Source organism: Xylanibacter ruminicola (assembly GCF_900107775.1).
Lineage (GTDB): Bacteria > Bacteroidota > Bacteroidia > Bacteroidales > Bacteroidaceae > Prevotella > Prevotella ruminicola_C.
Map to the genome: position 1 here is coordinate 910,995 of NZ_FNRF01000001.1, position 22,911 is coordinate 933,905.

19 protein-coding genes are annotated in these 22,911 nt (G+C 46.3%); 10 read left to right on the forward strand and 9 right to left on the reverse strand.

The features are described from left to right. Window positions 1-9: 9 nt before the first annotated feature. The 3 genes from BLU97_RS03475 to mraZ are packed head-to-tail and all read right to left on the reverse strand — an operon-like array spanning window position 10 to window position 1,822. A complete protein-coding gene (locus BLU97_RS03475; RefSeq protein ID WP_013064597.1) occupies window positions 10-447 on the reverse strand; it encodes an FtsL-like putative cell division protein in 438 nt (145 codons plus the stop codon). Window positions 448-455: 8 nt separating this feature from the next. After that, a complete protein-coding gene (gene rsmH, locus BLU97_RS03480; RefSeq protein ID WP_074760256.1) occupies window positions 456-1,370 on the reverse strand; it encodes a 16S rRNA (cytosine(1402)-N(4))-methyltransferase RsmH in 915 nt (304 codons plus the stop codon). After that, window positions 1,367-1,822 (reverse strand): division/cell wall cluster transcriptional repressor MraZ, encoded by a 456-nt coding sequence (mraZ, locus tag BLU97_RS03485; protein WP_074760257.1) that lies wholly within the window; start codon window positions 1,820-1,822, stop codon window positions 1,367-1,369. Before mraZ ends, rsmH begins: the two co-directional genes overlap by 4 nt. 213 nt (window positions 1,823-2,035) lie before the next feature. Between mraZ and BLU97_RS03490 the strand changes: the two genes are divergently transcribed. The 3 genes from BLU97_RS03490 (at window position 2,036) to BLU97_RS03500 (ending at window position 4,753) form a co-directional block, all read left to right on the forward strand. Further along, the gene (locus tag BLU97_RS03490; RefSeq protein WP_074760258.1) at window positions 2,036-2,860 is read left to right on the forward strand and encodes a glycerol acyltransferase; all 825 of its coding nucleotides are present in this window, start codon (window positions 2,036-2,038) and stop codon (window positions 2,858-2,860) included. An 18-nt stretch (window positions 2,861-2,878) separates the two neighbouring features. Next, window positions 2,879-3,868, forward strand: coding sequence for a GNAT family N-acetyltransferase (locus BLU97_RS03495; protein WP_074760259.1), 990 nt, complete (start codon window positions 2,879-2,881; stop codon window positions 3,866-3,868). Window positions 3,869-3,976: 108 nt separating this feature from the next. After that, on the forward strand, window positions 3,977-4,753 hold the full coding sequence (locus tag BLU97_RS03500) for a hypothetical protein (RefSeq protein WP_139208735.1): 777 nt from the start codon (window positions 3,977-3,979) through the stop codon (window positions 4,751-4,753). 14 nt (window positions 4,754-4,767) lie between these two features. On the opposite strand, the gene BLU97_RS03505 is transcribed toward BLU97_RS03500, so the two are convergent. The 5 genes from BLU97_RS03505 to BLU97_RS03525 are packed head-to-tail and all read right to left on the reverse strand — an operon-like array spanning window position 4,768 to window position 12,242. Then, window positions 4,768-5,469: a response regulator transcription factor gene (locus tag BLU97_RS03505; protein ID WP_013063765.1), complete on the reverse strand. Its 702-nt coding sequence runs from the start codon at window positions 5,467-5,469 to the stop codon at window positions 4,768-4,770. After that, window positions 5,466-6,761 (reverse strand): sensor histidine kinase, encoded by a 1,296-nt coding sequence (locus tag BLU97_RS03510; protein WP_074760261.1) that lies wholly within the window; start codon window positions 6,759-6,761, stop codon window positions 5,466-5,468. Before BLU97_RS03510 ends, BLU97_RS03505 begins: the two co-directional genes overlap by 4 nt. Before the next feature lie 42 nt (window positions 6,762-6,803). Then, the gene (locus BLU97_RS03515; protein WP_074760262.1) at window positions 6,804-8,054 is read right to left on the reverse strand and encodes a hypothetical protein; all 1,251 of its coding nucleotides are present in this window, start codon (window positions 8,052-8,054) and stop codon (window positions 6,804-6,806) included. Window positions 8,055-8,071: 17 nt separating this feature from the next. Next, window positions 8,072-9,286 carry a DUF4249 domain-containing protein gene (locus BLU97_RS03520; RefSeq protein WP_081352837.1) on the reverse strand — a complete coding sequence of 405 codons (1,215 nt, stop codon included), beginning with the start codon at window positions 9,284-9,286 and terminating at the stop codon, window positions 8,072-8,074. Window position 9,287: 1 nt separating this feature from the next. Then, complete coding sequence (locus BLU97_RS03525) at window positions 9,288-12,242, reverse strand: TonB-dependent receptor plug domain-containing protein (RefSeq protein WP_254771645.1); 2,955 nt, start codon at window positions 12,240-12,242, stop codon at window positions 9,288-9,290. 310 nt (window positions 12,243-12,552) lie between these two features. Between BLU97_RS03525 and BLU97_RS03530 the strand changes: the two genes are divergently transcribed. Next, entirely contained in the window at window positions 12,553-12,981 is a 429-nt protein-coding gene (locus tag BLU97_RS03530) for a hypothetical protein (RefSeq protein ID WP_074760265.1), read from the forward strand. A gap of 555 nt (window positions 12,982-13,536) precedes the next feature. On the opposite strand, the gene BLU97_RS03535 is transcribed toward BLU97_RS03530, so the two are convergent. Then, window positions 13,537-13,980 (reverse strand): hypothetical protein, encoded by a 444-nt coding sequence (locus tag BLU97_RS03535; protein ID WP_074760266.1) that lies wholly within the window; start codon window positions 13,978-13,980, stop codon window positions 13,537-13,539. Between the two features lie 164 nt (window positions 13,981-14,144). On the opposite strand from BLU97_RS03535, the gene BLU97_RS03540 reads away from it, so the two are divergent. From BLU97_RS03540 to BLU97_RS03565, 6 genes are all read left to right on the forward strand, one after another. Then, window positions 14,145-16,082: a glycoside hydrolase family 97 protein gene (locus BLU97_RS03540; protein WP_074760267.1), complete on the forward strand. Its 1,938-nt coding sequence runs from the start codon at window positions 14,145-14,147 to the stop codon at window positions 16,080-16,082. An 8-nt stretch (window positions 16,083-16,090) separates the two neighbouring features. Then, window positions 16,091-17,905, forward strand: coding sequence for a glycoside hydrolase family 2 protein (locus BLU97_RS03545; protein ID WP_074760268.1), 1,815 nt, complete (start codon window positions 16,091-16,093; stop codon window positions 17,903-17,905). 21 nt (window positions 17,906-17,926) lie between these two features. Beyond that, on the forward strand, window positions 17,927-20,275 hold the full coding sequence (locus tag BLU97_RS03550; protein ID WP_074760269.1) for a glycoside hydrolase family 3 C-terminal domain-containing protein: 2,349 nt from the start codon (window positions 17,927-17,929) through the stop codon (window positions 20,273-20,275). Window positions 20,276-20,371: 96 nt separating this feature from the next. Beyond that, window positions 20,372-20,791, forward strand: coding sequence for a DUF3836 domain-containing protein (locus tag BLU97_RS03555; protein ID WP_074760270.1), 420 nt, complete (start codon window positions 20,372-20,374; stop codon window positions 20,789-20,791). A 117-nt stretch (window positions 20,792-20,908) separates the two neighbouring features. Then, window positions 20,909-21,754: a DUF3737 family protein gene (locus BLU97_RS03560; RefSeq protein WP_074760271.1), complete on the forward strand. Its 846-nt coding sequence runs from the start codon at window positions 20,909-20,911 to the stop codon at window positions 21,752-21,754. Next, window positions 21,751-22,911, forward strand: a complete 1,161-nt coding sequence (locus BLU97_RS03565) for a MalY/PatB family protein (RefSeq protein WP_074760272.1) — start codon at window positions 21,751-21,753, stop codon at window positions 22,909-22,911. The genes BLU97_RS03560 and BLU97_RS03565 overlap by 4 nt, the downstream gene beginning before the upstream one ends.

A 22,911-nucleotide genomic window follows, 5' to 3' on the forward strand; every position in this document is an offset into this window, starting at 1 on the left:
CTCGTTTCTTTATTCTGGTACATTAATAATATAAGGTGGCTGGTCGGAAATGTGCAGCAGCGTATCTCTGTTCTGCTTCAATGCCTCCAGCACATGACTCTCACGGCATTTTTCTGTCAGGGTACTTGAACTCGACAAAGCCTTGTATTTGGCATGCAGCAGTTCTTTCTCCAGTTTATCGATGGCAATCAGATCCTGCTGACACTGGTATCTGGAAGCCACATAGATGATGGTGAACAATACCATGAGTACAATCAGCCAAATCTGGCGGCGCACCATGTCGGCTGTCAGAAAGTCGCCACCAAGAATAGTCCTCAGATTCAGGGATGGGGTGAGCTTGGGGTCTTCCTCCTTCACCTTTTCCTTAATCTTCTGGATGGTTTTCTTGGCATGCTCTTTTACGTCGGCAGCCTCAACCAACAGTTCAATTTCTTCTTTGTTCTCCATCTCCTCTCTTATATTTTCTCTGCTATTCTCAATTTGGCGCTACGGCTACGAGGGTTCTGTTGCAGCTCCTCGTCGCTGGGCACAATCACCTTGTTGTTTATCAGGCGGAAAGGCGTCTCGATCCGACCGAAGAAGTCTTGCTTAATCTTACCTTCTACGTTGCCTGCTTTCATCATGTTCTTCACAATACGGTCCTCCAGCGAGTGGTAGGTGATGACCGACAGACGTCCGCCCTCGCCAAGCAGGTCCTTGGCGCCATTCAGCATCTCCTTCAGGGTATCCATCTCGTGATTCACCTCTATACGGAGGGCCTGGAACATCTTGGCCATCTCTTTCTTCTCGCGTTCGCGCTGGAAGAGCTTCTCGGTGGCGCTCATCAGGTCGCCAGTAGTCTCCATCTTCTTCTCATTGCGTGTCTTGGCAATGATAGATGCTATCTTGCGGGCATTCTTCAGCTCACCATAGATATAGAAGATGTCGGCCAACTGCTCCTCATCGTAGGTATTGAGAATATCGGCAGCGGTAGCTCCGGCACGTTTGTTCATGCGCATATCCAATGGGGCGTCGAATCGGAATGAGAAACCACGTGTTTCATCATCAAAGTGATGGCTCGATACACCTAAGTCGGCCAGCAAACCGTCGATATGGTCCACGCCGTAATAGCGCATCCAGTTCTTCAGATATCTGAAGTTGCTGCGTACAAACGTAAAGCGATCGTCGTTTACAATGTTTTTCTCGGCATCTGGATCCTGATCAAAACTATATAAATGTGCCTTTTTATCGAGTCGGCGCAGTATCTCTTTACTGTGGCCGCCACCGCCAAAGGTAACGTCTACGTAAATGCCGCCAGACTTGATGGCAAGTCCGTCGATGCTCTCATGGAGAAGCACGGGTACATGGTATGTTTCAGCTGTGGTTATCATAAAGCCTCACAGTTATTCATAATGTTCTCAAATTCAATCCCAAATTCTTCTTCGGTTTTCAGCGTCTGCTTCAATCGCTCTGGTGCCCACATCTCGATGGTGTTGTCCATGCCGATAAACTGGATGTCTTGATCAATCTCGGCAACCTTCAGCAGGCGCTTTGAGATGAGGAATCGGCCATTGCCATCAAGCGTTACAACTTCTGCCTCCGATACAAACTGTCTGAACATCTGCTGGTGGGTGTGCTTCCATGGGTGAAGTTGCGACTTCAAAAGGTCGAGGCGCTCATTCCATACGCTTTCAGGATAGAGCACTAAGCAATTCTGGAAGACGTCCTTTCTGAGTACCAGGTTTTCCTCGCCAGATGCCTGAAGCACCTTGCGGAAAATAGCTGGCAGGAATGCTCTTCCCTTAGCGTCGATCTTAGCCTCTATATTACCTATAAAACGCATGCGTACATATTTAATAATAAATTTGCCGCAAAGTTACTCATTTTTCCCCACTCTACACCACAATTCCCCACTTTTTTTCAAATTTAACCTTTTTTTGATGATTTTACCCCCTCTCGTGTCCTAAATACATTTAAAAACTAAGTTTTTTCTGCATTTTTTGCTCATTATTCAAAGAAATGTGCTATTTTTGCAAATTGTTAGTACATGAGAGAAATGACAACCGTAACAGAGCGTACGATAGACATTGAAAAAATCCTGAAAGGGAAGATGGGCGCAAAGGCTAAGTTTGTGCCCGGTTTCTTGGTTCGTTGGCTAAAGAAGATAGCCCACCAGGACCAGGTAAACGCTTTTCTTTGGGAAAGTCGAGATAAAGTTGGCGTTGAATGGTTGGAGGAATGTGTGAAATACCTCGATATGACGCTGAACATTGTTGGTAAGGAGAATCTGCCTGATCCTAACGATGGCAAACTATACACTTTTGTAAGTAATCACCCCTTGGGTGGCGAGGATGGTGTGGCGCTGGGTGCCATCATCGGCCGTTTCTATGAGGGTCGATTCCGTTATCTGGTTAACGACCTGCTGATGAACCTGCCTGGTTTGGCGCCGTTGTGCATCCCCATCAATAAAACAGGTAACCAGAGTCGTAACTTCCCAGCGATGGTCGAGGCTGGTTTCCAGAGTGATCACCACATGCTGATGTTTCCTGCAGGCATCTGTTCGCGAAAAAAGAACGGCGTGATTCGGGATCTCCCCTGGAAAAAGACCTTTATCTCGAAGAGCGTGGAATATCAGCGCGATGTAGTGCCCATTCATTTCAGCGGCGAGAACAGTCAATTCTTCTACCGCTTAGCAAACTTCAGCGACAAGCACCTGCCCTTTAATTTGGCAATGCTGTTTTTGGTCGATGAAATGTACAAAAACGTGCACAAATCTTTCGAAGTAAAGATTGGTAAGCCAATTCCCTGGCAGACATTCGACAAATCGAAATCGCCGATGGAATGGGCAGAATTTGTAAAAGATCAAGTCTATAAACTATAAACTTTTTAAGTAGAGAGAATGGAACAGGAAATTATCCAGCCAATTGCTAAAGAGGTTCTCAAGAGTGAACTCACTCCCGACCGTCAGCTGCGTATGACGAACAAGAGTCACAATGAGATTTATATCATTACGGCTCACAATGCACCAAATGTGATGAAAGAAATCGGGCGTTTACGTGAGATTGCTTTCCGCGAAGCTGGTGGTGGTACAGGCAAGTCGATGGATATCGATGAATTCGATACTTGTGACAATTGTTACAAGCAGCTGATTGTATGGAACCCTGAGGCAGAGGAGATTATCGGTGGCTACCGTTATCTGCTTGGTACCGATTGGGAATACGATGAAAAGGGGCAGCCCATTCTGGCTACCAGTCATATGTTCCACTTCTCCGATCGCTTTATTAAGGAGTATGCCCCTTGGACCATCGAACTCGGTCGTTCATTCGTCTCTCTTCCTTATCAGAGTTCGCGCATGGGTGCCAAGAGCTTGTTTGCACTCGATAACCTGTGGGATGGACTTGGTGCGCTGACGGTGATCAAGCCCAACGTGAAGTATTTCTTTGGTAAAATGACCATGTATCCATCGTATATCCGCAAAGGCCGTGATATGATTCTCTACTTCCTGAAGAAGCATTTCGACGATAAGGATAAGCTGATTATACCGATGAAACCGCTGGAATTGGAAACAGATCCCAAGGAATTGGACTCGTTGTTTGGTGGAACGTCGTTCAAGGACGACTATCGCGTGCTGAATGGCGAGATCCGTAAGTTGGGTTATAACATCCCACCATTGGTTAATGCGTATATGAGTCTGTCGCCAACCATGAAGTTGTTTGGTACTGCCATCAACTACGGCTTTGGTGATGTGGAGGAAACAGGTATCCTGATTGCTGTTGATGAAATTCTTGAAGAGAAGCGCGTGCGCCATATCGACTCGTTTATCAAGGAACATCCTGAGGCTCTGAAGATTACCAGTGGTGCCAATAATGTTATTTATAAGGAAAAGTAAGTTAAAAAAGATTTAACCTAAAGATAACGTACTGTTTTATCTTACTTTAAGAAATTCATCGTACCTTTGCACTTGGAAAGAAAAAAAGCAAAGACGATGAAAAAGGCAATGATGTATCTACTGTTGGCATTGGGCATCACATTGTTTGTGATGTTCATTGGTGGTGCTGTCGGTGGGTTTCTTATTGGTTTCATTGATGGCTTTAATGGAGGGAAGGTTGGAGTTTCCTCTTCTATGTCTTATATGGCAGGATTAGGTTCGGGCCTTGCGTTGGTTCTTTGCTTAATTCTTAATTTTGTGTTCCTAAAGAACAATTTTGCCAGCTATACTATCGGTCGCATTCCTAAGCCCATCTGTTGGAAGGTTTTTTTAGGTATGATTATTTCCATGGCTGGTATGGCGGTACTCTATGCTGCGATGAATGATGTAGCTATCGAGAGAGGCTGGCGCGATGAATTCTTGATTGAGGCGTATGCTTGGATGCAGCATCATCCTGTATTCTCTTTGCTGGTAGTTTCTGTCGTCTCGGCTACTGCCAATCTGATCATTTATGGTGCTGTGTTACGCGAAATACTAGAGTGGAAACATCGACCACAAATAATAATTCCGATTTATGGTGTGATTATGGCTCTAGTGAGTATGCTTGATGGCAACTTCATGTTGATGATTGTCTCGATGATGATGGCCCAGCTCGAGGCGTTGGTTTATGAATATACCCGTAGTGTGATACCTATTATTATAGGCGATGTAGCTTTTTGGGCGGTTACATTATGCCTGATAGGTATTCCTTCAAGCGGATGGTGGCTCTTGATTGGTATCATCTTGGTTCTGCCAGGTTTGTATCTGGCTGTTAATCTGATGGAACCTTACAAACCTATCGATTAAGCCATTGCTTGCGCTTATGCGTTAACTAATAACTGTAGCCCTATGCCTCTGACTGTTTTTAACGTAATCTTTGGCTCGTCGGCCAATACTTTTCTGAGTTTATTGACGAATACATCGAGCGAACGACTTGCAAAGTAATCATCTTCGGTATTCCAGAATCTACTCAGGATAGCTTCTCTGCGAACCACATTATTCTTGTTCTCGGCCAACAGCTGCAGTATCTGAGCCTCTCGTTGGGTGATGGTTTGTGCCTCGCCTGTTTCGTCGTTGCGAAGTGTGGCGTGGTTGGCATCCAACGTGAATTTGCCCAGTTTGTAATGGCTCGTTTCGTTCTGAGTCTTGGCGCCGCCTCGCATCTTCATGAGTGCCTGGATATGTGCGTCTAACTCCTCTGGAACGAAGGGCTTCTTTACATAGTTATTGATGCCTAAGCGATAACCGGCCTTTACATCGTTGGGCGAGGTGAGGGCCGAAGTGAAGATGATTATCACGTCGCCATCCGTCTCGCGGATACGTTCCACCATCTCGAAACCATTCATCACAGGCATGTCGATGTCCGATATAATCACGTCGGGATGCGTCTCCTCCCAAACTTTCACGCCTTCCTTACCATTCTTGGCGGTAATTACTTCGTAGCCACCAATAATGTCTTCCAAACCTGTCTTTTCGATGTAAGCGAGCGATTCGTCGTCTTCAACTAACAATAACTTGATCATACGTTCTTTGGGATATAAAGTGTAAACTCTGAAAATTTGTCTTTCTCACTCGATACCGTCACCTTGCCGCCATGGGCTTGCATCACCTGATCGACATAGTTCAGACCTAAACCGAAGCCGGATACGCCGCCTTTGCGGTTCTTTTCGTGGATGGCAGCGCGACCGAACTTGTCGAAGATAATCTGCTGCTCTTCCTTGGTGATACCTATACCGTTATCGCGTACCTTTAAGAGTACATTTTTGTCGGTATCTATCGATGAAATCTTGATTTTTATCTCATCCCTCGAGTATTTGATGGCGTTATCCAGTAGGTTGGCAATAGCCTCTGTAAGGTATTGCTCATCGGCCAGTACATTCCTTATTTTCAGGTCGGTGATAATCTCGAGTGGCTTGTCGGTCTTAGCCTTTGTTTTCTCGATTAAATCGGTAATTATTGGCTCGATATCTATATCCCACTTGTTGAGAATCAGCTTTTTGTTCTCGAGTTTAGAGATGGTGAGCAACTTGTTGACGAGTGCCAACAGGTGTTCGGCTTCTTCTTCAATGATGGTATAGTACTTTTCTTTAATCTGTGGTTTGTCGTCAACCTTACCGCTATGCAAGAAGTGGGCACCCATAATGATCGATGAAAGCGGCGATTTCATATCGTGAACCATCGCATACGAGAAGTCGTTACGCAACTCGGCCATCTGTTCCTGTTCGGTAATAAACTTCAACAGCTGCACAATAATGATGGCAAAGAATCCAAGAATAAAGGCACTTAACAGAAAGAGTGGACTCAGTTTCTGAGCCAATTCTGGATAGGGGTTGTTAAGCGCCAGCTGGATGGCTCGCGATTGGTCTCTACGAATGCTGACGGGACGTGTGAGTAGCGACCATGAGGTGTTACGCTCGTTGTTGCGTCTGAGCACATTCCTGTTCGAATCTACCTCCAAAATGGTTACGTTGCGGTTAATATCAGCTATGCTGAGCAGCGAGTCGACATAGAGAGCAACGGTATCGAGTGAAATCTCTGATTGATAATCTTTGCTCAAAGCATCGTTCATACCCTCAACCGACGAGGCTAACGATATGTTACCTCGTGCTTCAGGCAGACTGAGTGTATCGTCGGCTGTTACCAGGTCGGCACGTGTGTAGCTCTCATAGAACATGGCCCATGTGAGCTGGTTGCCAGCGCGTTCCGTCATATCTTTCGTAACAGAACGATAGGTCATCCACATATAAAGAGCCAGCAGTAGCAAAACTGCTACTGCACTCACAATCGACACGTATTTGTACCTGTTTTTATGCATAACCGCCTGCAAAGATAGTGCAAAATACGTGAACTTCCAAATTTATTGTGGAAATTCGTACACTAAATATTGCGTGTTAGGCTCTGTGGGGTAGTTGGTGAGTCGACCAGAACGTGTGATGAACGACAGAATGCCGTTATTTACCCCATTGCCAAAGGTATGCATGCCACCATAGATGTTGATATACTGGATGCGGCGGGCATCATACTTCAGTAGGCGATCAATGTCGATAACAGGCATGCCGTCTATCAGTACCGTAGCTGGCCAATAATTGTTGTATTGGTCGTCTTCTTTACGTACAAACAGCTGTGTTACGCCATTACTCTTCTTGCTTCGTACGCATTGAACGTACTCAATCAGCACCTCTTTAATAGTGAGGAACTGACGGTATTCGTCGAGATTGTATGTCATGTCGGGCTGATTGCCAAATACCGTTGCATCATAATCCATTGGAACACCATCTTCGGCGGTTTCATCGGAATAGTCGCCCAGTTGCAGCTCGCGTTTGGCGGGGGTAATGGCTATCTGATGTCGTTGCATGGCTAGAGAGCGGGCTTCAACTTCGATGCGTTTGTAATGGAAAATAAGGTGTGGAAGTTCTTTAGGCAGTAAGGTGGCAAACGGACTGATCATCTCGATAGGCAGAGTTAAGCCTGTGAGCGATGTGGCTGTGAGCACCAAGGGTTGTTTGCCATGAATGCCGTAAGTATAGAATACGGCTGTAGAGTCGTTTTCCATCTTGCCCTCAAAATAATGTATCTGTTTACCTACAATGCTTAACGACGGGTTAATTTGTTGTGCATTGTAGGTGTTTCCATTATAGGTATTCTTAATACGTGCTCTGATGATATGTCCTTCAGTCTCGCGGATATCTACAACTTTTTTGTTGGTCAGGTTTGCTGTGCCTTTGCCTGATACCCAGCAGCTATCGCTTGATATCCACTCGATATCATCGTCCTTGCTCTTGTGGAGTGGATTGATGATGGGAATCAGTTGGTTTGATACCTGAGCGCTGTGGCGGGTATATACTGATAGTACATAGTAGCCGCTATGCAGGGTGGCTGGCAGTTCTATGGCGCCTGTACCTTTATTGTTATGGATGCTGATAATGGTGCCTGCGGCCAAACCCTGCGTATCGCACAGTTCGGCATAGGCTATCAGGGCATCTTGGTCTGTTACACTTACTGTCATCTGCTCGCCTGCCAGATACCAGGTGCGATCAGTTCTGAATTCTGCGGCAAAAGTGTTGTGTGCCAGCAGAATAGTTGCTATGAGTGATATGATTCTGTTCATCTTTGTTATCTTTGTGATTATTCAAAAGGTGGCATATAGTCGGGCTTGGTAGTTGTTGCACCACTCAAGCGTACGTCAAAGTCGGCAGGATAAGCCCAATATGTGGTTAACGGTTGATATATCATTCGCCTATCATCCCAGATATAGAGTATCATGCCCTGATATACCATTTTCTCGCAATCAAGTTCTGTGCAGTCTTCTAATTTTATGTATGGACCAGGCTGGGGAACCTCTCTGTAGATATCATGCCCATCAATGTACACACGCTTGCTGGCCGTATTAAGCGAGCAGCCCACAAAGCCTAACGCTCTTTTCGACGAGGTGGTGCAGCGAATGTTGCTGGGTAGGGCTGATGGCTGGGGTGTAAACAATCCGCCCATCTCCCATCCGGCTTCAACACATGCCTTATTGTATTCGTATTCGGCCTTGCTGATAGCACGTTGAGTTACTTCATTGCAGTAGTTCCAAGCTATGCGTTCGTCTTTGTATGAAATATCCAGTAATTGGTATTTAGTGAATTTTCCACCTACATACTGAGCTGTTGATTCTGTTAGAATGGCTTTGCTATCTGCAATTTTCCATCCTTTCGAAGGATACAGCATGTCTTGGGCCAGGTACTTTGCAGTCATAGCTTCCAAGTCGAAATAAACCGATGTCTGGCGTGTTGGTCTCACTTCCCAAGTCTCAGTATAATCCCATGTGTAATAGGCTGTCTGTGTAGGATCATCAGGCTCTGCTGTGGTCAGCAGTATCTCTATGTTCTCCCAATCACCTTTCTGATAATACTCTAATTCCTCGATATCAGGTGTGCGGAGAGGCTTTTCGGGTTCCGACTGATAAATGTCGTCATCGTATTCTATCCTTACAAAATACGCTACGTCTGGGTTCAGCGATGGTGTATCACAACTATAATAACCATTATCCTGTATTTCACAAGCGTATTCCGAACCATCGGTTCCACAGATGGTAACTCTTGCATAGTAAACAGTCTGCGCATCCCAAGTGTAACTGTCGTTTACATAATAATAGTCGGAACTATGATCGTTGAGCGGAATAGACCTTGTGAGATAGAACTCGCTTTTTTCGTTCGAACGGATGGTGCCGTTAACCACTAGCAGGTTCGTTTCGCCCTCAGGCAGATCGGCTTCGTATTCCTCCACGCATCCTGTTAGCATACAGGCGCAAATCACGATGAAATGGGCGATTTTTGAAAATAATGATATCCTTTTCATATTAGTTGAAGCGTACGTTAAGTGAGATATAGGGGATGGCTGTACCAAATACTGATAGCTTGTAGCCCTTGATGCTTTCGCCTTCGGTTACATAATAGATATTATAGGCGTTTTTTCGGGCAAGGGCATTATACACACCGATTGAGAACGAGGTGTGGAAAAATGCTGTCAGCCTATGGGTTGGCTCGATGTTGAACGCAAGATCCAGACGTGTGTAGTCGGGAATACGGTAGTTGTTGCGCTCGGTATAGTAGGGCAGGTAGTAACCTAACTTGTTGTTGTAGAATCTACCTGCGGGTACTGTGGTAGGACGACCTGTGGCATAGTTAAAGTTGCTTGAAAAACTGTATCGTTCTGTAATCTTGTAGTTCAGCACAGCTTTTACCTCATGCGGTCTGTCGTATTCCGATGGATACCACTCGCCGTTGTTCAGGGGCACCGCTACGCGTTTGTCGTCCTGGCGCAGTAGTGAGCGCGAGTAAGTATAGCTTACCCAGCCATTCAGCTTACCGAAAGGCTTTTTGGCCTGTAACTCCACGCCGTAGGCCTTTCCTTTGGTAGAAATTACATCAGTTTCCAGGTGTGGATTCATCAATAGTACAGCCGAACTACGATAGTTCAGATAGTTGCTGATGTGCTTGTAGTAAGTCTCGGCCGAGAACTCGTAGTTCTTGTCGGGTGTCTCGTAATAGATACCTGCGGCTATCTGCCAACCATTCTGGGGTTTGATGTTCAGATCCGACAACTTCCATATGTCGGTAGGCGACATGATAGAGGTGTTAGACACCTTGTGGATATACTGATGCATGGTGTTGAAACCTGCCTTAACCGAAAAATTGTCCTGTATGGCATAACGTGCCGAGAATCGGAACTCGGGAGCCTGATAGGTTTTGATGATGCCTGTTTCGTGGCGTGTCTCTAACAGGGTTTCCTGCGATGGCAGTTCCTGGTCGGTATAGATATTCACGTCGCGAGGACCAATGGCGTTGAACATCGAATAGCGTAAACCTGCCGATACCGACAACTTTTCGGTCAGCGAATGTTCGTAGTCGATATAGGCACCACTCTCCAAGGCTTTCTCTTTCTGTAGCTGGTCTGGATTGACATACGATTCCTCGCTTAAAGGTTCGTACTTTCCGCTCTGTACATCGTAATGCTGAACAGACAGACCGTAAGAGAGGCTTTGGTTCTCAGTCAGACGGTGGCGGATATGCAACTTGGCCCACAGCTGATCGATGCCGAAACTCAGTCGGGCTGCCATCGTGGGCTTTGCTTTCTCGTCGTTATAATAGTCGTAATGGTCTAATCCGGCAGTCAGTGTGGCTGTTATCTTTTCGCTCAGGATCGATCGCCATTCGGCTGAGAAGTTGCGGTTCTGATAGCCGTAACTATCGTCAGAACTGAACGAGAACTTATCTTTACTCAGATATCCGAATATCTTGAGACGATGCATGTTGTTAAGTTTCCAAGTAAGTACGCCGCCAAAGTCGTAGAAGTTGGCTTTACCGTTTTTGTAGCCACTTTCCTCTGGCAACTGCTTCAACATCCAGTCACTATAGGTGGTACGGGCATTCAGCAACAGCGACACATGATCCTTTACGATTGGGATTTCAAGATTAGCCTTGCTGGTAAGTGCACCGATACTGGCCGAACCAGTAAACTTACGCATGTTAGCCTCTTTTGAGTTCACTTTCAGTACGCTACTTATTCTGCCGCCATATTCTGCGGGGATACTCGATTTAAACAGCTCTACATCCTCTACCGCATCCGAATTGAACGATGTAAACAAGCCGAAAAGATGCGTTGGATTGTACACCGTGCCGCCGTTAAACAGTATCAGGTTCTGGTCGGTGGCACCACCTCGTACGTTGTATCCGCTCGAAGCCTCGCCAACGGTTGTTACACCAGGCAGCGTTAGCACTACCTTCATGATGTCTGATTCGCCAAAGGCCGATGGGATATTCTTCAGTAACTGAGGCTTGAACTTCTCGGCTCCCATCGTGGTGCTTTGTACTACCGATTGGCGACCTGCTACTACTACAATCTCGGCCAGTTCCTGATCGTCGGCAAGGCTTGCCCTTGCTTTCTTGGCACCTGGTATAATATAGGTTCGTGTATTAGCCGAACCTGCGGTTATCGATAATGTATCGCTATCAAGAACAGGGATACCGGCGATGAGCGAATCTGTAGGAATGTATTCTATCGTAACAGGAAGTTCTTTGTTTTTTTCTCCTTCAGGTGTCGTTTCTGCTTGTAAGTGCTTGGCGACTACTTCCTTTTTCTCTCCGATTACACTTGCCACCACTTGCGCAAGACTTTGCTCACGTTTATGTTTGGTAAAGGTAAGGTGTTGCTGCTTGGCAAACTGTTTGATCTGTTTTTTCTGTTCGGGAAACAGCGCTGCCACATCCTTAGCGCGTTTAACATGACATGTTTTCCCTTCAGGTGTGATGAGCGTGTAGTGTTCCAAATTGCTAAGGTGTTTAAGTAATTTTCTTTCGCCAAAAGTTTTCTCGCCGTTATAGCGCTTCCACATACTATGATAAAGTTGTACGCCATTAACGTTGCCATCACAGAGTTGGGCTGCAAATCGGGTACTATCTTCAGGATCGTGTACAAATCTGTAGCCGTCCATTTCAAACCAGTCGATATGCTGCTGGTCGGGCAGACAGCAGATGCCTGCTTTGGGCGATAGCACAGATACGTGCTGTTTCATCTGGTCGAAACGTAGCTCAACATCATCGTAAACTACACCATAATAGCTTATTCGCCCTTTATACATATTTGTATTACCTTTATAATAGGGAATGTCGTACCACTGTGATAGCTGGTACTGTGGTTCGACAGGCCCAATATACAGGCGGGCATAGTCAGAAGCTGCAGAGAAGTAGTCCTGAGCTTCAGTGTTCTGTACAACAAGCGTCATACAGGCCAATAGTAATAATTCTTTTTTCACGTCTTTATAGATACACAATATTCATTAGGTTGATGCATTTTAGAACTTAGTTCTAAGTATTAAATGCAAAAACACGTAAAACGTTGTATTGAGACCTTATAATTTAACATACTTTAGTAACTATGCTAGGCTAACAATGAAAGTTTGTTAATTATTCGCTTTTTTATGCAAGATTCTGCCTACTGATGAATTCTATAAATAAAATAACGCTCAATCATATAACAAACCAAATGGTATGAAACGAACTATAGAAATGATTACAATGACGCTGATAATCATAGTATTTGCAGCGTTTGTAGGCTCAACACTAATGGGCTGTGGAAGTGACGACGGTAGCATCATTGTTACCGGTGACTTTCATGTAAGGGATGTTGCTAACAGTGGTTGTAAAAGTACAAGCCACACAAGGAGCGAATACCCGGAGTACTTTGAGTTTAAGGCCTGCGATGGTGGTTACCTGTCTGTTAATCATGTGAACGCATCGTTCAATTGTGCTCCTGGGGAATTAAAAATAGAGGCTACTATCGATGGTAATGTGATTAAGATTCTGGAAACAGAAGAGACATCTTTGGCAAATTGTATTTGTCCTTATGATCTATACTGCGAGGTTGGTCCTCTCAGTAACGGCGATTACGAAGTGGTGATCTACCGTGGTTCGTTCGAAATTCCTGCTCATAAATTTTCTATCACCTATAATAAAAGGCTGAATGCAAAATATGAAGTTACTTATGATAATTAAACAATAACAGTTGTACAACAGCCTACATGCCTACATAAAAACGCTCAAAACCCGTATGTACAAAGGGTTTTGGGCGATTTGGAGCCTACATAAAGCCCCACAAAAGCCTACATAAAGCCTACATTGTTTATACATTCAGCCTGCGTGTTTTAACATTTATACACGGGGTAGAAGATGGTTTTTGTCTGAATAACAACTTTTATCCTTAATGCTTGTTGTAAAATTCTCTAGAGAATTTTGTGGTTTCCTAGGCAGTTAGCAATCTTTAGTACGGCACTTAGCCAAAAATTCTCTAGAGAATTTCGCAACTACCCTTACTACAAATTATTGCAAGTACGTTGAAAAGTAACTTTTTGCTCGGCAGGAAGCCACTTCTTGTGCCTCAAGAAGCTACTTCTAGCCTATCAAAAAGCTACTTTTTGTGGATTTTATGTAGGAAACATGTAGGCTTTATGTAGGCTTTTGTGGGGCTTTATGTAGGCTTGAACAACACGAAAATGCCCATAAACACAGTTGTTTTGAGCAATTTTATGTAGGCATGTAGGCAATATGCGATTATTTTATTCGCTTAAATACGAATGTGGCTGGAACATGGTCGCAGGTATAGATGCCGTCATAGTGAAGTTTGAGTCGAGTACTTGTAACCTCATAACTGAATGGTACTTCATCAATCTTAAGAACTGGATAGTTGGAATAAGTAGATTCTTCAGATGGAACAAGAGTCAACTTAACTGGTGTACTCGGTGTTGAGGCGTTCTTCTCGTCTTCAGGAAACAGAATGGTTCCATCTCCTTTAATCTCAATCGTATAATCATTTGGAATATCCTTCTTCCATGCCTTTTGTCCATCATCACCTAGTGATCCTGGTCCATTCTGTACTTCAAGCAAACGCCATCTGCCATAGAGACCTTCCCCTTCGAATTCATCACTCGAACAACCGGTTATGCTGATGGATAGCAGCATAACAGCAAAAATCTGTAAAAAACAATTCTTCTTCATACTTATAGCTTTTTTATGTTTGTTACTGACAAGATAATGAGAGAAAGTAGGAATCCTTGTATGGTGAAGTGTATTTTTTACAATTTGTTAACGCTGGGGAACTTTCTACGTTGGTAGATAATTCGTATCTTTGCAACCAAAATATCAATATTTTCTAACGAACTATGATCAGAAATGTTTTTTTGGTAGCCGCTTTGTTGGCTACAAGTCTCTGCGGGGCAGAGGAGGTAAAGGTGAAATCACCAAGTGGAAATCTGGAAGTTACAGTGAACGATGAGGGTGGCAAGGCTACCTATCAGGTATCGCTCGATGGCAAGCAGATGGTTACCAAGTCGAACTTAGGCTTGAACACCAGCATTGGCGATTTAACTCAGGGCTTGAAGATTGTGGATAGCAAGACCGAAGCTGTGGCAAAGCAGTATGATATCCGTACCGTTAAGGCTTCGCACATTGATTACAAAGCCAACAAACTTACATTAACACTCGAGAACGAACAGAAGTTGCAGATGACCGTTACCTTTATGGTGTCCGATAACGATGTGGCTTTTAAGTATGGTATTGCTAAAGCCCCACGTGGCATGCAGCGCACGCTGGTGTTTGGCGAGGCTACCAGCTTTAACTTTCCTGATGGCACCACCACGTTTATCACACCGCAGATTGGTCCAAAGACTGGTTGGGCAAATACCAAACCCAGTTACGAAGAGGGTTACAGCGTAGATGGAAAGCTGAACGAGAAATCGCATTATGGTCGTGGTTACACCTTCCCTTGTCTGTTCCACCTGCAGGATGGCTGGGCATTGGTAAGTGAGACTGGTACCACCGGCGCTTATTGTGGCACACATATCTCTGATTATCAGCCTGGTATAGGCTATACCGTCGCATTCCCCGATAAGGGCGAGAATGGTGGCTTTGGTTCGGAGTTTGTAGCGTTGTCGTTGCCTGCTGAAACACCTTGGCGTACCATCACCGTAGGCTCAACCCTGAAGCCTATCGTTGAGACTACCGTAAGCTACGATGTGGTTGATCCACTCTACGAGGCCTCTGAACAGTATAAGGAGGGCCGTTACACCTGGAGCTGGCTTATCTGGCAGGATGGTGCTACCGTTTATAAGGATCAGGTACAGTTTATCGACCTGGCTGCGGCTATGGGCTACGAGTACTGCTTGGTTGATGCCCTTTGGGATACTCAGATAGGTCGTGACAAGATGGTTGAACTCTCACGTTATGCCCAGAGCAAGGGTGTGAGCCTGATGCTTTGGTACAACTCAAATGGCTATTGGAACGATGCGCCTCAGGGCCCACGTAACTGTTTGAACACCTCGCTGGCTCGTAACCGCGAGTTCAAGTGGTTGCAGCAGATTGGCGTAAAGGGCATCAAGGTTGATTTCTTTGGTGGCGACAAGCAGGAAACCCTGCAGCTTTACGAGGATATCATGGTTGATGCCAACCGTTACGGCATTCAGGTTATCTTCCATGGATGTACCCTGCCTCGCGGTTGGGAGCGTATGTTCCCCAACTATGTTGCCTCTGAAGCTGTGCTGGCCAGCGAGAACGTGTTCTTTGGCGAGGGCGCAGCCATTCACGAGCCATTCGACCTTACCTTGCATCCATTCTGCCGCAATGCTGTGGCATCGATGGACTGGGGTGGTGTGATTATGAATAAGTATCTGAGTCGCGACAACAAGAGTCGTCACTCTCGTAAGACTACCGATATCTTCGAGATTGCTTCAGGCATCACCAACCAGACATCTATCCAGTGCGTGGCCATGTGTCCTAACAATCTGCAGGAGCTGCCTCAGTTTGAGCTCGACTTCCTGAAGACTCTGCCTGCTACATGGGATGAGACACGCTATATTGATGGCTATCCTGGTAAGTATGTGGTACTGGCCCGTCGCCATGGTGCTGATTGGTACATCGCAGGTTTGAATGCCCAGAAGGAGCCACTCAAGCTCACACTCGATCTCTCGATGTTGGCTGGTAAAACACCAACTATCTATGTAGATAACCAGAAGGGCGAACCTACAATGGGTACCTTGAAGGTAGATAAGAAGGGCAAGGCAAAGGTTACTATCCAGCCTAATGGAGGATTAATCATCAAATAACAAATGATATGAAGAAATTACTAACTACTATGTTGCTGGCTGCAAGTGGTGTGCTTGCTGCTTCAGCCGCTAACGAGCCCCTGCCATTAATCCAGAATGTACAGGCTTATGAGAGTTGTTCGCTGAATGGCGATTGGAACTACATTGTTGATGTACAGGAAGAGGGCTATTACGACTATCGCATGAACCCCATGCGCAATGGTTTCTTTATCAATGCTAAGCCCCAGAAACCTGAGGATTTGATTGAGTACGACTTCGATAAGTCGCCAACCATGAAGATTCCTTCTGACTGGAATACTCAGGACGAGAAGCTGTTCTTCTACGAGGGAACGGTTTGGTTTAAGAAGAGCTTCCAGGCTGTGCCTATGACCGAATGCCGCACCTTGCTGTATTTCGGTGCTGTAAACTACGATTGCCATGTATGGGTGAATGGTAAGAAGGCTGGTCACCACGTGGGTGGCTTTACCCCATTCAACTATGATATCAGCGATTTGCTGAAGAAAGGCGAGAACACTGTGATTGTCAAGGTAGATAACAAGCGTCATGCCGAGGATGTGCCTACACAGATTTTCGACTGGTGGAACTACGGTGGTATCACCCGCGATGTGAAGCTGGTTAAAGTGCCCATGAACTATCTGGAGAACTATGATCTGCAGCTGAATAAGGCTGCCAACAAGGTCAAGGTGAGAGAGCTCGCCTTTTCGGCTAAGATGAACGCCAAGGAGGCTGGTCATCAGGTAGAGGTGTATATTCCTGAACTGAAGTTGAAACAGCAGTTCACTACCGATGCCGAAGGCAAGGTGAGTGGTATCCTGAAGGTGGCTGCCAAGAAACTGCAGCTGTGGTGCCCAGAGAACCCCAAACGCTATGATGTGCAGCTCACGCTCGATGCAGGTATGGTTGCTGATTCTATCGGTTTCCGTACCATCGAGACACGTGGCAAGCAGATTCTGCTTAACGGCAAGCCCATCTTCCTGAAGGGTATCTCTATCCACAATGAGAAGCCTAATGGCGGCGGTCGTGCCAACAGCGTTGAGGATGCTCACACGCTGCTTTCATGGGCCAAGGAGTTAGGTTGTAACTTTGTGCGTCTGGCCCACTATCCTCACCACGAGGAGATGGTGCGCGAGGCTGAGCGTATGGGTATCCTGGTATGGAGCGAGATTCCTGTTTACTGGACCATCGCCTGGACTAATCCAAACACCTTTGCTAATGCCAAGCAACAGCTTACCGATATGATTGCCCGCGACCATAATCGCGCTAACGTGATTATCTGGAGTATCGCCAACGAAACCCCACACTCAGCCGAGCGTGATAAGTTCTTAGGAGGTCTGGCCAAGTATGCCCGCACACTCGATAACACCCGTCTGATTTCGATGGCGATGGAGGTTACAGGTGCCTCGAACTACGTGAACCGTTTGAACGACAATATGAACGAGTATGTGGATGTAGTAAGCTTCAACCAGTACATCGGTTGGTATCGCGATGTAAACGATGCACCAAAGATGAAGTGGGTGATTCCTTACGACAAACCCGTGATTATCAGCGAGTTTGGTGGTGGTGCCCGTTATGGCTATCATGGTGCCAAGAACCAGCGCTGGACCGAGGAGTTCCAGGAGAATCTCTATAAGGAGAATACCGCTATGCTCGATAAGATTGAGGGTCTGGCAGGTACCACACCTTGGATTCTGAAGGACTTCCGTTCGCCTCGTCGTGTTCTGCCTGGTGTGCAGGACTACTATAACCGTAAGGGTCTGGTAAGCGATAAGGGCGAGAAGAAGCTGGCCTTCTACGTGCTGAAGAAGTGGTACGAGACTAAATAATAATAAATAAGGTATTATCCAATGAAAAAGGAACTTAAGACTATTGGCAGTTGGGCTATGATGGCGCTTGCTGCATTAATTACAAGTTGTAACACAGCAACAGACATGGAACAGCAAATTGATGAACTCTACCAGAAGATGCCTCAGGAGGAGCGCATCGCACAGCTGAAGAGTATGTATATGGACGAACTCTTTGATGCTGACGGCAAGTTAGATACAGCCAAGTGTAAGGAACTGATACCTTATGGTATTGGTCATTTCTCACAGTTCTGCATGCAGCAGCCTCGCGATCCGAACGAATTGCGCGATCGTGCTGTGGCTATTCAGGACTGGCTGATGCACCATACACCCAACGGTATCCCAGCACTTTTGCACGAAGAGGTGCTCTCGGGTATCAATACCTTAGGTTCCACCATCTATCCCCAGCAGATTGGTCAGGCTGGTTCGTTCAACCCTGAGTTGGCTGAACTGAAAACACGTCAGACCAGTACACAGCTGCGTAAGATGGGTGGTATCTTTGCCCTGTCGCCAATGGTGGATGTATGTCGCACCCCCAGCTTTAATCGCTTGGAGGAGTCGTATGGCGAGGATGGCTACCTGTCGGCTGTGATGGGTACCGCTTTTGTAAACGGCTTGCAGCAGGGCGACTTGAAGAAAGGTGTTGGCGCCTGCTCTAAGCACTACTTAGGTTATGGTGGTGGCGGCGATGCCGACGAGAAGGAGATGATGGAAGAGATTCTGTTGCCTCACGAGACTATGATTCGTTTGGCTGGTAGCGTAGCTGTTATGCCAGGCTATCACGAGGTGCATGGCACAAAATGTGTGGCTAACAGCGAGATTCTGCAGGATATTCTGCGTGGTTACGTAGGTTTCGATGGTATGGTGGTGAGCGATTATACCGCTATCGACCAGATTCCAAATATCGACAGCGCAGTAGAAAAGGCTGCCGCTGCCATCAATGGTGGTAACGATGTTGACTTCCCCTTTGGTGCCAACTACCAGCTTTTGCAGGAGGCTATCGATAAAGGTCTGGTTAAGCCCGAGGTGCTGGAGCGTGCCGTGAAGAATGTGCTGCGTATCAAGTTCCGTATGGGCTTGTTCGATAAGGATGCTTATCTCTACTCGAAGGAGGATGTCAAACTCGATACTCCCGAGGAGCGAAAGACGGCTTACGATATCGCTACCCAGAGTGTGGTGCTGTTGGAGAACAATGGGGTGCTGCCACTCAAGGAGGTGAAGAACGTGCTCCTTACTGGTCCTAATGCCAACTCTATCTGGGCTATGTGTGGCGACTATACCTATCCTGCCATGTCGTACTTCTGGAAGAAGGTCGACTATAAGTCGGAGAATCCTCACATCGTGAAACTGCTCGAAGGTATGCAGAACCACAAGCCCGAGGGCGTGAACGTGATGTATTCGCGTGGTTGCGATTGGACCGAGGAGATTGAGACTAAATATGGCGAGCTGGGCGATGCACGTGCTTGGGAGTACGAGTTGCTGCACCGTAAGGTGGATGCAGGCGAGAAGGCCGACAAAGCCGAAGCCCTGCAGATGGCTAAGGATGCCGATGTGATTATTGCTGCCGTGGGCGAGAACGTGATGCTTTGTGGTGAGAACCGCGATCGTCAGGGCCTGCGCTTGCCAGGTAAGCAGGAGCAGTTTGTTGAGGAACTCATCCAGACAGGCAAACCTGTAGTGCTGGTGATGTTTGGCGGTAGAGCTCAGGTTATCTCTGGCTTAGCCGAGAAGTGCGCTGCCATCATTCAGGCCTGGTATCCAGGCGAGGAGGGTGGTAATGCTGTGGCCGACATCCTGTATGGTAAGGTATCGCCATCGGCTAAGCTCTCTGTCAGCTATCCTAATGTTGAGATCAACGAGCCTATCTGCTACAACTATGCTGCCGAGAAGGATGCACGTGTTGCATGGCCCTTCGGTTATGGTTTGAGCTATACCACCTTCGAGTATGCTAACTTAGAGGCTACAATCGAGGTTACTACCAAGGACGAGAGCTTTAACCTTACCTTTGATGTGAAGAATACAGGTAAGGTGGCAGCCGATGAGGTGGCACAGATCTATCTCTCGCCTGCCGATAAGAGTCAGCAGATTCGTCCTATCCAGCTGCAAGGCTTTGCCCGTGTATCGCTGAAGCCCGGTGAGAGCAAGAAGATTAGCGTGAAGATGTACACCGAGCAGTTAGGTTATTATACCCATGATGGTCAGCGCCAGTGGAATATCCAGCCTGGCAAGTATGTCATTAAGGTAGGCGCATCTTCGCAGGATATCAAGCTGCAGCAGGAGATTAACGTAAGTGGCGAAGCTGTTAAAATGCCTCTGAGAAAGTACTATTTCTCGGAGGCTAAGCAGATTTAACCTAAAGATAACATTACGATAACTCAATGCTTGTGCAACTTTTCGTACCTTTGCAACGTCAAACAGATAAAAATAACAATTTAAAACGATAAAGGTATGAAAGCAATCATCACAGCAGCAATGGTTATCGCCATGTGTCTTAGCACTGTTAGTTCGTATGCAGCTAACAATCAGAGTGAGGCTCAGAAGGTTGAGTATCGTTATGAATACGATGAGCAGGGTCGCCTTGCCTTCAAGGAGATGCTGAGCTGGGATGAAGCCACACAGCAGTGGCAGAAGAGCAGCCGCCTGACTTATAAGTACTTTAAGAATGGCTACAATGTAGAGGTAAGCATGTGGAATGCCGAGAAGCAGACCTATGATATCCCCTCGCAGGTAACACTCTACCGTTCGCAGGCTCCTAATCTTACAACGGTTAAGACCTATAAGATGAACGAGGCACACGACAACATGTACCTTACCAGTCGTACGGTAGTCATGGAACCGCTGAACACTTATCTGCTGGCTAGTAAGTAAATTCTCTCTCTTTAAATTATAAAAACCCTTAAAGGGTAAAAGAATCCGTGGTCAGTTTACACTGATTACGGATTTTCTTAGTAACTTTGCACCCGAATTTATAATAATACAAAAACAATGGAACTAATTAGAGGTAAGGAATTTGGAGGCGAGAGGCCTCTGTTTGCCGCTCATGATTTGAGATTAGAAGAGATTACAATTGTAGATGGAGAGTCTGGTATCAAGCAGTGCCAGAACATGGAATGTTACGATAGCAAGTTCTATGGAAAATACCCTTGGTGGCACGTGGATGGTGCTAAAATCGAACGCTGCTATTTTGCACCCGGTTCGCGTTCGGCTATCTGGTACACCAACGATCTGGTGATGAAGGATTGCACCATCGACGGTCCAAAGTTCTTCCGTGAGATGAAGAACGTAGAGCTGGAGAACGTGGTGATTAACGATGCCGACGAAACTTTCTGGAAGGTAGATGGCTTGAAACTGAAGAATGTGAAGCTGCATGAGGGAACCTATCCCTTCATGTTCTCTAAGAATATCTATGTAGATGGATTGGAGAGTGATGCCAAATATGTATTCCAGTATTGTGAGAATGTAGAGATTCACAATGCTAAAATTATCACGAAGGATTCGTTCTGGGAGTGCGAGAATATCACCATCTACGACTCTACGTTGGATGGTGAGTATCTAGCTTGGCACTCTAAGAATGTGCGTTTGGTTAACTGTCATCTGGCAGGCGAGCAGCTGCTGTGCTATGCCCAGAACCTGGTACTCGAGAACTGTACCTTTGATGCCGCTTGCGACCGTGTATTTGAGTATTCAACCGTTGAGGCCGACATCAAAGGCCATATCGAGAACATTAAGAACCCCACCAGTGGCCACATCGTTGCCGACAGTATAGGTTCGATTACTATCGATGAGAACGTGCGTGAACCAAATAATTGTATAATAGAAACAAGAAAATGAAATACGATTTTGACGAGTTGGTAGAACGTCGTGGAACGGGATGCGTAAAGTGGGACGAGGCTGAGAACTGCGATGTAATTCCACTTTGGGTAGCCGATATGGACTTTAAGGCTGCCCCAGCCATACTGGAGGCAGTTCGTAAGCGTGCCGAGCACGGTGTGTTTGGTTATACTGTGGTTGAGGATGATTACTACGAGGCTGTTATCTCATGGTTCCAGCGTCGCCACGATTGGACAATCCATCGCGAAGAAATTCTCTATACCACAGGTGTTGTTCCTGCCATGAGTGTGGCCATCAAGGCCCTCACCATGCCAGGCGAGAAAGTGCTGATTCTCTCGCCCGATTACAACTGTTTCTTCTCGTCGGTCCGTAACAATGGCTGCGAGGTGCTTGAAACAGCCTTGAAGCGTGTTGGTGATACCTTCGAGGTTGACTGGCAGGATTTTGAAACCAAGTGTGCTGATGAGAAAACGACTGTCTTCCTGCTGTGCAACCCTCATAACCCCACCGGACGTGTGTGGACTAAGACGGAGTTGATGCAGATGAACGATATCTGTCTGAAGTACGGTGTCAAGGTGGTGAGTGATGAGATTCATTGCGAACTGATGATGCCTGGTCACAAGTTCCTGCCGTTTGCAGCTGTGAGCGAGGCATGTCGCCAGAACTGTGTCATCCTTAATTCGCCTTCAAAATCGTTCAATATAGCAGGTTTGCAGGCTGCCAACATCATCTGTTCACAGCCTTCATGGCGCCGCAGATTGGATCGCGCTATCAATATCAACGAGGTGTGCGATCTGAATCCCTTCGGTCCTGTAGCCCTGAAAGCGGCCTATAACGAGAGCGAGGAGTGGATTGATGAGCTGAACCAGTATCTCTGGGGTAACTATCAGCTGCTTTGCGAGTTCGTGGCAGAAAACATCCCCCAGTGGAAGGTTTGCAAATTGGAGGGCACCTATCTGCCTTGGGTTGATATCTCGGCCATGAATATCACATCGCAGGCCCTATGCGATAAACTGCTTGATGAGGCTAAGGTATGGCTTAATCCTGGCACGATGTACGGACCTCAGACAGGCGAGGGTTATGTGCGATTCAACATCGCCACCCAGCGTTCGCGACTGAAAGAAGCCTTGGAAAGAATAAAGGATGCACTCGGTTGA

What these genes read in the sequence shown, in the direction of transcription:
- BLU97_RS03560 (WP_074760271.1), top strand. Translation starts at nt 20,909, where the DNA reads ATGGAACTAATTAGAGGTAAGGAATTTGGAGGCGAGAGGCCTCTGTTT.
- BLU97_RS03530 (WP_074760265.1), top strand. Translation starts at nt 12,553, where the DNA reads ATGGGCTGTGGAAGTGACGACGGTAGCATCATTGTTACCGGTGACTTT.
- BLU97_RS03515 (WP_074760262.1), bottom strand. Translation starts at nt 8,054, where the DNA reads ATGAACAGAATCATATCACTCATAGCAACTATTCTGCTGGCACACAAC.
- BLU97_RS03500 (WP_139208735.1), top strand. Translation starts at nt 3,977, where the DNA reads ATGATGTATCTACTGTTGGCATTGGGCATCACATTGTTTGTGATGTTC.
- rsmH (WP_074760256.1), bottom strand. Translation starts at nt 1,370, where the DNA reads ATGATAACCACAGCTGAAACATACCATGTACCCGTGCTTCTCCATGAG.
- BLU97_RS03535 (WP_074760266.1), bottom strand. Translation starts at nt 13,980, where the DNA reads ATGAAGAAGAATTGTTTTTTACAGATTTTTGCTGTTATGCTGCTATCC.
- mraZ (WP_074760257.1), bottom strand. Translation starts at nt 1,822, where the DNA reads ATGCGTTTTATAGGTAATATAGAGGCTAAGATCGACGCTAAGGGAAGA.
- BLU97_RS03510 (WP_074760261.1), bottom strand. Translation starts at nt 6,761, where the DNA reads ATGCATAAAAACAGGTACAAATACGTGTCGATTGTGAGTGCAGTAGCA.
- BLU97_RS03545 (WP_074760268.1), top strand. Translation starts at nt 16,091, where the DNA reads ATGAAGAAATTACTAACTACTATGTTGCTGGCTGCAAGTGGTGTGCTT.
- BLU97_RS03475 (WP_013064597.1), bottom strand. Translation starts at nt 447, where the DNA reads ATGGAGAACAAAGAAGAAATTGAACTGTTGGTTGAGGCTGCCGACGTA.
- BLU97_RS03520 (WP_081352837.1), bottom strand. Translation starts at nt 9,286, where the DNA reads ATGAAAAGGATATCATTATTTTCAAAAATCGCCCATTTCATCGTGATT.
- BLU97_RS03540 (WP_074760267.1), top strand. Translation starts at nt 14,145, where the DNA reads ATGATCAGAAATGTTTTTTTGGTAGCCGCTTTGTTGGCTACAAGTCTC.
- BLU97_RS03490 (WP_074760258.1), top strand. Translation starts at nt 2,036, where the DNA reads ATGACAACCGTAACAGAGCGTACGATAGACATTGAAAAAATCCTGAAA.
- BLU97_RS03555 (WP_074760270.1), top strand. Translation starts at nt 20,372, where the DNA reads ATGAAAGCAATCATCACAGCAGCAATGGTTATCGCCATGTGTCTTAGC.
- BLU97_RS03505 (WP_013063765.1), bottom strand. Translation starts at nt 5,469, where the DNA reads ATGATCAAGTTATTGTTAGTTGAAGACGACGAATCGCTCGCTTACATC.
- BLU97_RS03495 (WP_074760259.1), top strand. Translation starts at nt 2,879, where the DNA reads ATGGAACAGGAAATTATCCAGCCAATTGCTAAAGAGGTTCTCAAGAGT.
- BLU97_RS03565 (WP_074760272.1), top strand. Translation starts at nt 21,751, where the DNA reads ATGAAATACGATTTTGACGAGTTGGTAGAACGTCGTGGAACGGGATGC.
- BLU97_RS03550 (WP_074760269.1), top strand. Translation starts at nt 17,927, where the DNA reads ATGAAAAAGGAACTTAAGACTATTGGCAGTTGGGCTATGATGGCGCTT.